12 protein-coding genes are annotated in these 13,038 nt (G+C 59.3%); 10 read left to right on the top strand and 2 right to left on the bottom strand.

The genetic code is table 11. From position 1 onward, the window contains the following. Positions 1-57: 57 nt before the first annotated feature. The 6 genes from RDK48_RS07010 to RDK48_RS06985 all read left to right on the top strand — a co-directional run bounded on the left by RDK48_RS07010 (position 58) and on the right by RDK48_RS06985 (position 5,284). A complete protein-coding gene (locus RDK48_RS07010; protein WP_298998384.1) occupies positions 58-678 on the top strand; it encodes a hypothetical protein in 621 nt (206 codons plus the stop codon). Next, a complete protein-coding gene (gene coaBC / locus RDK48_RS07005; protein WP_298998382.1) occupies positions 675-1,928 on the top strand; it encodes a bifunctional phosphopantothenoylcysteine decarboxylase/phosphopantothenate--cysteine ligase CoaBC in 1,254 nt (417 codons plus the stop codon). Before RDK48_RS07010 ends, coaBC begins: the two co-directional genes overlap by 4 nt. Continuing rightward, on the top strand, positions 1,910-2,776 hold the full coding sequence (locus tag RDK48_RS07000) for a hypothetical protein (RefSeq protein ID WP_298998380.1): 867 nt from the start codon (positions 1,910-1,912) through the stop codon (positions 2,774-2,776). The genes coaBC and RDK48_RS07000 overlap by 19 nt, the downstream gene beginning before the upstream one ends. 90 nt (positions 2,777-2,866) lie before the next feature. Further along, positions 2,867-3,199 carry a LysO family transporter gene (locus RDK48_RS06995; protein ID WP_298998378.1) on the top strand — a complete coding sequence of 111 codons (333 nt, stop codon included), beginning with the start codon at positions 2,867-2,869 and terminating at the stop codon, positions 3,197-3,199. Beyond that, on the top strand, positions 3,189-3,788 hold the full coding sequence (locus tag RDK48_RS06990) for a lysine exporter LysO family protein (protein WP_298998376.1): 600 nt from the start codon (positions 3,189-3,191) through the stop codon (positions 3,786-3,788). The genes RDK48_RS06995 and RDK48_RS06990 overlap by 11 nt, the downstream gene beginning before the upstream one ends. Positions 3,789-4,591: 803 nt before the next feature. After that, positions 4,592-5,284: a DVU0298 family protein gene (locus RDK48_RS06985; RefSeq protein WP_308587858.1), complete on the top strand. Its 693-nt coding sequence runs from the start codon at positions 4,592-4,594 to the stop codon at positions 5,282-5,284. A gap of 131 nt (positions 5,285-5,415) precedes the next feature. Here RDK48_RS06985 and RDK48_RS06980 read toward each other — a convergent pair whose 3' ends face one another. Further along, positions 5,416-7,257: a carbon starvation protein A gene (locus RDK48_RS06980; protein WP_298998372.1), complete on the bottom strand. Its 1,842-nt coding sequence runs from the start codon at positions 7,255-7,257 to the stop codon at positions 5,416-5,418. Between the two features lie 842 nt (positions 7,258-8,099). Between RDK48_RS06980 and thiS the strand changes: the two genes are divergently transcribed. The 4 genes from thiS (at position 8,100) to thiF (ending at position 11,061) form a co-directional block, all read left to right on the top strand. After that, entirely contained in the window at positions 8,100-8,300 is a 201-nt protein-coding gene (thiS, locus tag RDK48_RS06975; protein ID WP_298998370.1) for a sulfur carrier protein ThiS, read from the top strand. Positions 8,301-8,366: 66 nt separating this feature from the next. Next, complete coding sequence (locus RDK48_RS06970) at positions 8,367-9,155, top strand: thiazole synthase (RefSeq protein WP_298998367.1); 789 nt, start codon at positions 8,367-8,369, stop codon at positions 9,153-9,155. 69 nt (positions 9,156-9,224) lie between these two features. Beyond that, positions 9,225-10,343: a 2-iminoacetate synthase ThiH gene (gene thiH / locus RDK48_RS06965; RefSeq protein ID WP_298998365.1), complete on the top strand. Its 1,119-nt coding sequence runs from the start codon at positions 9,225-9,227 to the stop codon at positions 10,341-10,343. Between the two features lie 103 nt (positions 10,344-10,446). Further along, positions 10,447-11,061 carry a sulfur carrier protein ThiS adenylyltransferase ThiF gene (thiF, locus tag RDK48_RS06960; RefSeq protein WP_298998363.1) on the top strand — a complete coding sequence of 205 codons (615 nt, stop codon included), beginning with the start codon at positions 10,447-10,449 and terminating at the stop codon, positions 11,059-11,061. A gap of 110 nt (positions 11,062-11,171) precedes the next feature. On the opposite strand, the gene RDK48_RS06955 is transcribed toward thiF, so the two are convergent. Further along, positions 11,172-12,710, bottom strand: a complete 1,539-nt coding sequence (locus tag RDK48_RS06955) for a methyl-accepting chemotaxis protein (RefSeq protein WP_298998361.1) — start codon at positions 12,708-12,710, stop codon at positions 11,172-11,174. Between the last annotated feature and the right edge of the window lie 328 nt (positions 12,711-13,038).

Below are 13,038 nucleotides of genomic sequence, written 5' to 3'. Positions count from 1 at the left end.
CTAGTGTACTTGGGTTGCTTCCGGAGCATTTCACGCCGGGAGGAGGAGATTATAGCCATGCGACGCCCGCTTGTCATCCTTGCAGTCACCCTGCTTGCCGCTCTGATGGCGGGCTGCTCGACGATGGAAATCAGCAATCCCTTTACCAATGACCCCCTTACGGGCGGCGTTGATACTGGCACAAGCCAACTTTTGGGGGTTTCCACACCTGCCGGAATGCAGCGTTTCCCCACCCACGGATACCAGACCGCCGGGGCTGGTGGCGCGCAAGGGCTTGAAATATTTCGCGGTGATGCCGACATGGGCTTTGTAGCCCAGATCATGTTCACCGGTTTGCAGGGTCAGGGCTGGCATTTACGTATGGCCCAACGCAAAGGCATACGCAGCGTATACGTGTACGAACGCGGCTCAACAATGGCTACACTGACAATTGAACGGGAAACCATGGGCACCGTGCTTGCCATCTGGGTTGCCGACCGCATGCCCGATGGCGCAACCCTGCCCATGCAGGAAAATACTGGCACCAGCGGCTACGGCGGGGGCAACAGCGGCAGCGGCAGCTCGTCCGGTTACAGCGAAAGCTCTGGCGGTGGCGGCGGCATGAATTCCTCCCCCAAGCCCGGCTTTACTGAAAGCTGGGGCGGCAACAAAGGCGGTCTACAGGAGCGAAACCTATGAGCGAAAGCAAAAGTGGCCTGAACACTCCCTTTGACCAGAGCACCCGTTACGAACGCAAACGCCTGCACCTTGGAGTTTGCGGTTCCGTGGCCTGCTACAAGGCCGCCGATCTTTTGCGCGCGTGGACAGGCATGGGCATGCATGTTTCGGCCACGCTCACTCCGGGCGCGCGCCGCTTTGTGGCTCCCCTGCTCTTTGAGTCGCTGGGCGCTGCCCCGGTGTATGAAGACATGTTTTCACAGGGGCAGGATGTTTTTTCCCACCTTGAACCGGGACAACACGCGCAGGCTCTGGTAGTGGCTCCGGCATCGGCTGACGCCCTGTTCCGTCTGGCGCACGGCGCGGCGGGCGACATGCTGGCCGCGCAGGCTCTGGCCTTTGACGGGCCAATGGTGATCGCCCCGGCCATGAATCCGCGCATGTGGGCCAACCCAGCCACGCAGGCCAACATTGACATTTTGCGGCAACGCGGGGCGCATATTGTAATCCCAGCATGCGGCGGCACGGCCTGCGGCGAACAGGGCGAGGGCCGTCTTGCCCCCCTGCACGATATTTTTCTGGCTGCCCTGCGCGCGCTTTCACCGCAGGATATGGCGGGCAAGCGCGTTATGGTCACGCTTGGCCCCACCCGCGAGGCATGGGACGGCGTGCGCTTCTGGTCAAATCCTTCCAGCGGCCTCATGGGCGCGGCGCTGGCCGTGGCGGCATGGCTGCGCGGCGCAGAGGTTACTGCCGTCTGCGGCCCCGGTGTGCGCGCACGTTTGCCGCGTGAAATCGTCCGGCACGATGTTGTGAGCGCGCGCGACATGTTTCAGGTCGCCGCCGATGTCTGGCCCGGCATGGACATGGGCATGTTCACCGCTGCTGTGGCAGATTTTTCGCCCCAGCCCTTTGGCCCCCGCAAATTCAAGAAAGCGGACGCGCCGGACGGCCTCACCGTGGCCTTTACGCCCAACCCCGATATTCTGCGCACCCTTTCCGAGGGCCGCAAGCCAGGCCAGAAGGTGCTGGGCTTTGCCGCAGAAACCGCCGCCGACATGCAGGCCCTGCTGCCTCTGGCCCATACCAAGCTCCAAGGCAAAAAGGCCGATGTGCTGGCCGCCAACCGCGTCAACGCCACAGACAGCGGCTTTGGCGCTGCCACCAATTCCATGGCTGTTGTAGACGCAACCGGGCATGAAGAAATCTGGCCCAACCAAAGCAAGGCTGATGTGGCCTGGGAACTGTGTTCATGGCTTTTGCGCTCGTGAACCCCGTCAGCGCGCTCTGGCAGCGCCGGGGGCTTACCACCCTGCTCATGCCCGAAGGCTACGATGCCTTTGCCGCCCCCCAACAGGAGGCGTCTCGCGCGGCATCTGCCAACGCCCACAGCCAGGCGCGCACAGGCCAGCCCGCGCGTGAGCGCCAGCCTTGGCAGCAACGTGGTCAGCAGCAAGGCAAGCAACAGCAAAGTCCGCGATCGGCAAGCCCCGTGGCAAGCCGAGAAGTCCCCCCCCAGCGGCGACCCCACATGCCCGCAGGGCCGGATACCGCCCATGCCGAAGCCGCTCCAGCCGCAGAACCGAGCAAGGCCGCCGCTTGGCTGCCCTTGCCTCCCCACGTGTGGCCCGCCCCATGGCAGGCCCGACTGGAACAGACCCGCCCCGGCCCCATATTGTGGACATACTGGAATCTTGGCCCCGACCTCTGCGACCCGCAGACTCCGGGCCGTCTGGAACGCCGCCAGTTTTTGCAGCGCCTGCTGAAAGATCTGGGGCATCCCGCTGGTACGCATACCTTCTGGCCCTCGTGCCTCCCTCCCGATCCCGCTGCATTGCCGCCAGCCGTACCACCCATGGCGGACAATGGCTTTGCGGCCAATGCGGACGTGTTCTGGTCTGGCGCTGCCCAACTCCGCGCCAGAGGCGTGGTGGTCATGGGTTCGGCGGCAGCCAATGCCGTTGCGCTCCCCGGCGGGCTGCGGCCTCCCCAACAAATCCGCCACCGCGGCAAGCTGGTATGGGTTCTCTGGGACGTGGACAACCTGCTCCAGTTCGACCAGCGTTATGCATCCATGCTGGCCCTGCTGCGCGAAGCCCTGCGCCACATTTTGCGCTAAGACCCGCAAACAGGACACGTGGGGGTCGCCGCGCGCTTCGGGCTGCCCTTCATTGTCGCTCATGGGCGACCGAGAGGAGATTTTCTTTCCATGTTTATTGCGCTTGGACTTACCTTTCTTGGCATGGCCCTTGGCTTTCTGCTGCGCGGCCAGCCCTGGATCACCTCGCTGACACGTTGCGTCACACCCGCCATCATGCTGCTGCTTTTTGCTCTTGGCATATCCGTAGGCAGCAACGAGCTGCTCATGCAGTCCCTGCCTCGGCTTGGCGGCGCTGCCCTGGCCCTCACGGTTGCGGGCATTCTGGGTTCCTTTGCCTGCGTAGCGATGATCCGCCGATTCTTCACCAAAACGCCCACTCCCACAGGGATTTCTCCCCAACAAAAGGCGTCCGATGCTGAGGCACCCAACCATGAAGGGTAGCCTTATCATCCTGTTTTTCTTTTGTTCCGGTGTGTTGCTTGCCCGCGTGGAGCTGATACCCACCTATCTGGTGGAGCACGACTTCACGATATACGCCCTGTGGCTGCTCATGCTGCTGGTGGGCATTTCCATCGGTTCGGATCGCAGGCTGGGCGAAATTTTGCGCACGTTGCGCCCGCGCGTTTTGCTGCTGCCGCTGGCAACCACTGTGGGCACATTTGCGGGCACGGCTCTCATGAGTCTGTTTCTGGCCTACAGCGTGAGCGAATGCATGGCCGTGGGCGCGGGCTTTGCCTACTACTCGCTGTCGTCCATCTTCATTTCGCAATACAAGGGGCCGGAGCTGGGCACTATTGCGCTTATCAGCAATATTGCCCGTGAGCTCATCACGTTGCTGCTCACGCCCTTGCTGGCGAAGTATCTTGGCCCGCTGGCACCGATCAGTTGCGGCGGGGCGTCTACCATGGATACGACGCTGCCTGTTATTACAAAGTATTGCGGCAAGGACTGGATTTTTGTTTCCATCGTACATGCCATGATACTTGATTTCAGCGTGCCGTTCTGGGTGATTTTTTTCTGTACCCTTTAAGGCAGTCGTAAAGAACTTGCCCATTAAGACAGGCATGGTGAGCCTGTCAGGCTGATTTACGCAAACCCGACTTTTACGGCCTGAATGCGTCAGCGCCGGGATTTTGATGCTCACGTACATGAGTACGCTGCGCTCAAAATCCCGGCGCTTCCTGTTCAGCCCGCAAAAAGCGTATTTTGCAAATTCGCCCAACACCAACCATCGCCTTCGCTCCGCTCCGGCGAGTATAAGGAAGGCGACTTCATGACCCCCTTCTGATGACGGCTCTGATTCCTGTTATTCGCAATTTTTCAATATCCAATCTAGACAATAAGTGTTGGCTGAAACGGTTACTGAGCGAAGCGAAAGCGGCCTCTGGCATTTACGCGTCGCGGAGGGAGATCGCCTGAGCGAGCGCAGCGAGAGAAGGAAGCTCCCGCAGCACAAGACGCGTGCCCTCGCAATCCCACGAGAATTAAAAACTGCCAGGAGGGTGCTCCGGGGGGAGTGCAGAGGGGGCCGAGGAGGGGGCGCAGCCCCATAACCGGTCCCCTTTGCCCCGCGCCGGGGAGGCGTCCCAAACTTCGCCAGGTGGCGAAAATTCCGTGCCCGAAGGGCAAAAAATACGCTCTATTCCCCCAAGCCCCACACTTGCCCCGCGCCGGGCAGGCGTCCCCAATTTCGCCAGGTGGCGAAAATTCCGCGCCCGAAGGGCGCAATCCCGCCGCAAGGCGAAACAACTCACCAGATTCCTGCCTTGCCAGATTGCTCAAAAGCGCTCACTATGAATGCAAGCTTGGAAACAGACCGTGGAGGAACTGCTCATGGCCCGCATGCGATCCACAAAACAAAAGCTTAAGGAATGCCTTGTCAGCCCGCAGTGGCGCGAACACCTGGACGAAATCGCCCAAGGCGGCCTTGAAAATGTAGGGCCGCTCTTTTCCTTTCTTCTGCTCGGCCCCCAGACCATGCACCGCGCCGCAGTTGCGCTGGGGCAGATAACGGCGCGCCTGATGCAGGAACAGCCGGAAACGGCCAGGAATATCATCCGCCGCCTCATGTGGCACCTCAACGAAGAATCCGGCAACATCGGCTGGGGCATCCCCGAGGCCTTTGCAGAAATCCTCGCTGCCAGCGAATCCCTGGCCAAGGATTTTCACCGCATTCTTATCAGCTACATCATTGATCTTGGCCGCGATGACAATTATTGCGACAACGACACCCTGCGCCGCTCCTGCTACTGGGCCATCGGTCGTCTTGCCCAGGCACGCCCGCAATTGTGCCTGACCGCCCGCCCCTGGCTGCTGAAAGGGCTGGAAGACGTTGACCCTGTGTGCCAGGGCATGGCCGCATGGGCGCTCAGCCAACTGCCGCCTGACCTCATGGACGCCCCTGCCTTGCGCCGACTGGCCGAAGCGGACAATACCGCTCCCTGCGAACTTTTTGACGGCGAAGATGTTTACGAAAAAACCGCCAGCCAGATTGCTGCCGAGGCCCTTGAGGGCAAGCTGAAGTAACGTTCTTCTTTCGCGCAGCCTGCAAGCCATCGCTGGCACTTGCCATAAACAAAAAGCTCCCCCGGAACCGCGAGATTCCGGGGGAGCTTTGTTATGCCCGCCGCCAGCGGCGGCTCTCAGTTATTCTTCTGTTATTCTTCGGCCAGGACGCGCACGGGTTCGCCGTAAGCGTCGTTAACCGTACCCTTGATGTTCATAAGCTCAATCCAGCGGCGGATGGTGCCCACAAGCACAAAGACCATCAGCACCATGACCAGGCAGGCCAGGAAAGCAAGCAGATACTTGCCGCCGGGGATGTAGGTCTTGGTGACCTGCAAGTAGCCAGCCCAGAAGGTCACGGCGGTCAGGAAGATACCGGGGATGGCCGTAACAAGGCTGAGCTTGCCGCGGTTCATGCGCAGCAGCATGGAGGTGCACACGATCAGGGCGCAGCCAGCAAGCAGCTGGTTGCTCAGACCGAACAGGGGCCAGATGTTGCTGATGTTGCCGGTGTACATCAGGTAGCCCCACATGGACGTGAAGATGAAGCTGGTGATGTAGACGCCGGGCATCCAGTTCTTGTCGCCAAAGGGCGCGTACACCTTGCCCAGCATTTCCTGCAGGAAGAAGCGGCCCACGCGGGTACCGGCGTCAATGGCGGTCAGGATGAAGACGGCTTCAAACATGACGGCAAAGTTGTACCAGTAGGCCATCAGGTGATCCATGTAGGGGATCTTGTGGAAAATGTGGGCCATGCCCACGGCCAGAGAAACTGCGCCGCCGGGGCGGGCATGCAGGTTCAGGCCGATCTTTTCTTCAAAGAAGCCCAGGTCAACAGTATTCAACGCGGGGTGCGCGGCGATCAGCGAGCTGAACTTGTCAGGGGTGGAGTTGATGGCAAAATAGTCGCCGGGCATCAGGGTGCAGGCGGCGATCAAGGCCATGATGGCAACAAAACCTTCGGTCAGCATGGCGCCGTAACCCACAAAGAGGATGTCGCGCTCGTTGCCGATCATTTTGGGCGTTGTGCCTGTGCCGATGATGGCATGGAAGCCGGACATGGCGCCGCAAGCGATGGTGATGAAGATAAAGGGCAATGCAGGCCCGCCGATCACGGGGCCACCGCCGTTAATAAAGGGAGTAACGGTGGGCATGAGCAGGGTGGGCTGCACAAAGATGATGCCCACGGCCAGCATAAGGATGGTGCCGATCTTGAGATAGGTGGAAAGATAGTCGCGCGGCACCAGCAGGAACCACACGGGCAGAACGGAAGCGAGGAAGCCGTAGCCAGCGATGGCCAGAGCCACGGTGTCGCGGTTCCAGTCAAAGGCCCAGCCCAGAACGTCCTTCTGCATGAGATCATGGCCGCTCAGAATACCCACAACCAGCAGCACCAGACCCACAAGGCTGGCAAGCAGAACGCTGTTCTGCTTGAAGCGCATGATCAGGCCCATGAGCATGGCGATAGGCATGGTGATGACCACGATAAACAGCGACCAGGGCGCGTTGTGCATGGCGCTGATGCAGGCCAGCGAAAGACCGGCCAGGGTCAGGATAAGAATGCACAGCACGGCGATGCCCGCCACGGTACCCGTAACGGGGCCAACCTCGCGCTGGGCGATAGCCGAAAGGCTCTGGCCCTTGTGCCGCACGGAGGCGAACAGCACCACCATGTCGTGCACTGCGCCGCCGAGCACGCAGCCAATCAGAATCCACAGCGCGCCGGGCAAGTAGCCGAACTGCGCGGCAAGCACAGGGCCAACCAGCGGCCCAGCAGCCGCGATGGCGGCAAAATGGTGGCCGTAGAGAACAAATTCGTTGGTTTTGACGTAGTCGTGACCATCAGCAAAACGAACGGCGGGCGTAATACGGCCCGCGTCCAGTTTCAGAACCTTGTTTGCCAGAAAAATGCCATACACCCGGTAGGCAATGGCAAATATGCACAATGCCGCAAACACTAGCGTGATGGCATTAATGTGCTCCAAGCTTTCCATCGTGTCTCTCCCTGTTTTGTTCTTCTGGTCGCAGCCTGCAAATCATTCCAAAGCACACAGCCGCTACCCCAGAAAAACGCTACTGAATCCCGCGGAACAATGCACAGTCTGCTTCCTCCTTGCCAATGCGTCGGGCATCACAACCGCGACCAACCAGAATCCCCAGTTAACTGGTCAACATTGCTAATCATAAACTTTCCTGCTTTTCGACCTACCCTCAATACCAACTTCTGTCCATACAAATTGTCCGCTCAATGCACTCGCAGAGGACTCTGTCCAAAGCAAATCAGCATACATCCTGCATGGTTTTAAGGAACCAGCACCGTGAGTGCGCCATTAGTACAGTTGTTTACTACTGTTTCAGAAGGTAGGTTGCTTATAATCGCATATTCCAAGCAGTGATGTGAAAATTTTCACCCTTTTCGTGAATCCATGCAAGCACTTTATTCCAAGCATTGTCAGCACTCTTCAAAAAACTGTGCACGATAATTTCTGCTGTTTGCCGCTCGGCGGCTCAGGTGCTGCGCGTTTTGCTTGCATTCCTCCCTGCCTGGGCCTAAACTCAAAAAACCGGCTGGGGGAGCCTCAAAGGCTGAGAAAGGGTGATAGCGCCCTGACCCCTAGAATCGCGCAAAACAACGCGGTTCTGCACCTGACGCGGATAGTGCCGACGAAGGGAAGCTGGCCAACCTGCATTTATTTGCAGGATTGTGCTCGCCCGCAGCCGTAATGGTTTTTGCGGGCATTTCTGTTTTATGCCGTCCGGCATCAGTTACCCCGCAGAACCATTACAACCTCAACCTCGGAAACAGCCCATCGGTTGTTTTCCTCTGGAGGCGCGTATGGATGTCACAGTCAACGGGGAAACCGAAGCCATTGCCGAATCATGCAGCGTTGCCGAACTTCTGGCGGCGCGCGGACATGATACGGCACGGGTTGTCGTTGAACGCAACGGAGAAATCCTGCCCCGCGAGCGTTTTGCCCAAACCCTGCTCTGCGGGGGCGACAGTCTGGAAATCGTGCACTTTGTGGGCGGAGGATAACAGGCCAGCCCTGTTCCCGGCCCAGAATACCATCATTTTACCAGCACATTCCAGACGGAGAGCACAATGAACGATCCTTTCATCATCGGCGGCGTCACCCTTACAAGCCGTCTTTTCATCGGCACCGGCAAATACGGAGCCGACAGCCTCATCCCTTCAGTGGCCGAAGCCAGCGGCGCGCAAGTCATCACCGTGGCCATGCGGCGTGTGGACAAACAGGCCGAAAATCAGGCCTCCAGCCAGGGCATCATGGGGCATATTCCCGCCCACATGCGCCTTTTGCCCAACACCTCGGGTGCGCGAACCGCCGAGGAAGCGGTGCGTCTGGCCCGGCTGGCGCGTGCAGCGGGTTGCGGCGACTGGATAAAAATTGAAGTCATTTCCGACACCCGCCATCTGTTGCCTGACGGCTACGAAACTGCCAAGGCTACGGAAATACTCGCCAAAGACGGCTTTACCGTGCTGCCCTACATCAATCCCGATCTCTACGTGGCGCGGGCCTGCGTCAACGCGGGCGCGGCAGCCGTCATGCCGCTGGGTGCGCCCATCGGCACCAACAGGGGCCTGCGCACCAAGGAAATGGTGGGCATCCTGATTGAAGAAATCGACCTGCCCATTGTGGTGGACGCGGGCATTGGCCGCCCCTCGGAGGCTTGCGAGGCCATGGAAATGGGCGCGGCTGCCTGTTTGGTAAACACGGCCATTGCCTCGTCCAGCGACCCCGTCAGCATGGCCCGCGCATTCGGCGCGGCGGTACGGGCCGGGCGCGATGCATGGCTGGCTGGCCCCGGCGCGGTCAAGGCGCGGGGCCAAGGCGCGGAAGCGTCTTCACCGCTGACGGGATTTCTCCGCTAACGTTTGCAGTACACACCATGTTGACCGCCAGCCAAAACGCTGGCAGCCGACCGCTTATAAGGATCACACATGGAAACTTTTCAGGAATACTTGCAGGCGTGGCCCTCAGCCCGCCGGGCAGAAGGAGCCGCACGCGCCACAGAAGCGGATGTTCTGGCCGTGCTGCAAAAGGAAATTTTGCAGCCAGCCGATTTCCTTACCCTGCTTTCACCTGCGGCTGCTCCGCACCTTGAGGCCATGGCCCGCCGTGCGCGCGACCTGACCCTGCGTTTCTTTGGCAAGGCCGTAAACATATTCACGCCGCTCTACATCTCCGATGTCTGCACCAACCAGTGCCGCTACTGCGGATTCAATGCCAAGAACAAGCAACCACGCCGCCATCTGAGTATTGATGAGGCTGCTGCGGAGGCCGACGTTATCGCCGACAAGGGCTTTCAGCACATTTTGCTGCTGACGGGCGATGCGCGGCATCTGTCCTCGCCGCAATATATTGCTGATGCGGCCCGCCGCATCAAACCCCGCTTTGCCTCGGTGGGCGTGGAAGTCTATTCGCTCACCACCGAAGAATATGAACTACTGGTGAACGCAGGCGTGGACAGCATGACCATGTTTCAGGAGACGTATAATCCGGAACTTTACGCATGGCTGCACCCGGTTGGCCCCAAGCATGATTACGGCTTCAGGCTCAATGCGCCGCAGCGTGCGGCAGAGGGCGGCATCCGCTCCATCGGCGTGGGCGCATTGCTGGGGCTGGAATCTTTTGAGCAGGACGCCTTTGCCACAGGCCTGCACGCATGGTGGCTGCAAAGGCGCTATCCCGGGGTGGATGTGAGCGTTTCCATCCCGCGCATCTGCCCGCATGAAGGCAATTTTGACGTGCAGCACGGTGTGGACGACCGCCATCTTGTACAATATGTTACGGCCATGCGCTGCTTCTTGCCGCGCGCGGGCATCACCTGCTCCAGCCGCGAAAGCGCCTTTATGCGCGATCACCTGGTCCCCATCGGCGTAACCAGAGTTTCCGCCGGTGTTTCCACCGCCGTGGGCGGCCGCGCAACCGAAGATCTGCACAATCCCGGCCAGTTTGAGATCACCGACCGCCGCAGCCTTGAAGAAATGGCGGCATCACTCGCGGGCATAGGCTATCAGGCTGTGCTTAAAGACTGGGAAGACCCGGTGGCCGTATAAAAAACTGCTTGCAGCTATCGCACGGCGGTCTGGCGCACACCAGGCCGCCGTGTAAAACAAGCTAACAATTCCAGGCCAAACAACCAACTTACGGATCCACGCCATGCACAATGCACTTCACACGGGCCTTGCCCGCTACCTCAGCCCAGACCAACTGGCGACCCTGCGCGCCGCCCGCGTGGGCATTGCCGGAGCGGGGGGGCTTGGCTCAAACGCAGCCCTGATGCTGGCCCGCAGCGGTGTGGGCAATCTGGTGCTGGTGGACGATGACGTGGTGGACGCCTCCAATCTCAACCGCCAGCAATACTGGCCCCGGCATGTGGGGCGCCCCAAGGTCGAAGCCCTGGCAGAGCTGCTGCTGGAACTGAATCCCGAAATGGGCGTGGAAGCGCGACGCATGCGCCTTGACCAGAACAACATGGCTGAGGTGCTGCCCGCCTGCCCCATCTGGGTGGAAGCCTTTGACGGGCCAGACGACAAGACACTGCTGGTGGAAACAGCCATGCTCGGCGGCTATCGCATAGCCAGCGCATCGGGCATGGGCGGCTGGGGCGGCAAAGCCATGCGTAAACGCTATCTTGGCAATCTGGTGCTCGTGGGCGACTTTAGCACGGATATCCTGCTGGCCCCGCCCCTTGCTCCCCGTGTGACCGAAGCTGCCGCCCTGCTAGCTGACGCCGTCCTTGAGATGGTGCTGGGCGTGAACGAGCAACTATAGAACCTCCAGGCATTTTACCACAAAAAAGACCCGTCCCAGACAGATATTGCGCGCTTATCGCTCTATCCGGCTGCAACGGGTCTTGTACTGCCTTGAGGCAAAAAACTGCGCTACACTTTCAGTTGCGCTGTCAGGTCTTCCAGTTTGTCGGTCAGCTCCTGAAGCTTGTCGGTTTCCATGCTTGCCTGACCCATGGATTGGGACGTGTCGGCCACCATGTGGTTCACCTGATCAATGGTGTGGGTGATCTGCTCGCTGGCGGCTGACTGCTCTTCGCTGGCAGCGGCGATGGCCTTGACCTGCCCCACGGTGTTTTCCACCGTACCCACGATGGCGTCCAGCGCCTCGCCAGACTGCTTGGCGTAGTCTGTGGCCTGCTCCACCTGCTGCACGGCATTGTCCATGGATGACATGCTCTTGGCGGCGCTTTGCTGAATGGCCTCAATGGCACGGCCCACATCCGTGGTGGAAGCCATCGTTTTTTCTGCCAGTTTGCGCACTTCATCGGCCACCACGGCAAAACCGCGCCCGGCTTCACCAGCACGGGCCGCTTCAATGGCGGCGTTGAGGGCCAGCAGGTTGGTCTGGTCGGCAATATCTGAAATAACGTTCATGATCTCGGTAATGGCTCTGGCATGTGATTCCAGCGTGGCCATATCAGTACGCAATTCAAGCGTGACACGGTGCACGTTTTCAATGCCGTGCAGGGCGTTCTGCACAACTTCCGCCCCTGTGGTGGCCTTGGACATGGTGTGGCCTGAAGCTTCGGCGGCTTTATCCGCATTGCCGGCAACTTCCTGCACTCTCGCGTTCATGTGGCCCATGGAGGAGGCGGCCTCTTTAAGCTGCCCTGCGGCGATGGCGGCATTTTTGTCCGACTGCCGGATGCTGCCGGTAAGCGCCACCACGATCTGGGCCAGTTCATCCATGGTTTCTTCCAGCGCCTGGGCCACTTCGGCCATACGCTGGTTCTTTTCCGTGATCTGCCGCTGCGCCTCATTGAGCGCGGTCATGTCCACATACACGCACATGCCGCCAATGCAGGCCCCCTCGGCATTGTAGATGGGAAACACGTTGGCGAGCACATTGACCTTGCCGCCCTTGTGCCCACCGATGGTCACTTCAAGATTCTTGAAGCACTCGCCCGTGGCCATGCTCTTGCCCACGGCGGTTTTGCGCGTGGGATCGTTATAAAACAGATGGGCCAGTGTTTTGCCAAGGCAGGATTCAATGCTGTCGTCGATTTCCAGCATCTTCAGGCATGCCGTGTTGGTGCTGAGCGCGCGCTCGTTGGTGTCCACCAGCAGGTACGGCATGGGCAGACCACGCAAAATGCCGTCTTTATATTCCCTGTCGTTTTTAAAAGCCTGCCGCAGGTCTTCAAGACTTGTAACCAGCGGAGCAAGAAAGGGATCAGTATTGTTCAGACTTCGGCTGGGATTGGCAGCCACTGCGCAGACAGCCGCACCAGCCTGACGCAGAGCCCCGTTTGCAAGCGCACGACCGACAGCCAACGCGCCAAAGGCCGCCACAAGGGCGCTCACTATAACAGCCAAAACGGGCATACCCGCCAGCTGAGTTACGCCAAAACCAAGACCCGCTGCCAGCAGCGCTGATGCGCAACTGTACAAAAGGAATTTACCGTTCACTGAGCCACCTCGCTTTAAAACGCAAAAACTTTTTATGCCTGGCAAAAACTTGCCGTCTGCATGCCATCGTTTACAAAACGGTACAGCAGCCCCCTAATGCCGCTGTTCCGGTCTATTCTCTTCTCACTCTGCATTTCGGCATTTTTTTAAAAAAAATTAGTTTTCAGAAAAAAAAGGCCATTTTTATCATTTGGTGGTATCCATACTCCATCAATCAAGACAGGACAACTCACCTTAGTAGATATTGCCCGCATTGCACAAACATCTTGACATTTTTTTTTCACCAAGATAATGAAACTCATTCAAAGCGGCTGGCGTTCGCGCCACT

Origin of the sequence: uncultured Desulfovibrio sp. (assembly GCF_902477725.1) — a bacterium.
Lineage (GTDB): Bacteria > Desulfobacterota > Desulfovibrionia > Desulfovibrionales > Desulfovibrionaceae > Desulfovibrio.
This window is presented reverse-complemented; position numbering and strand designations above follow the sequence as displayed.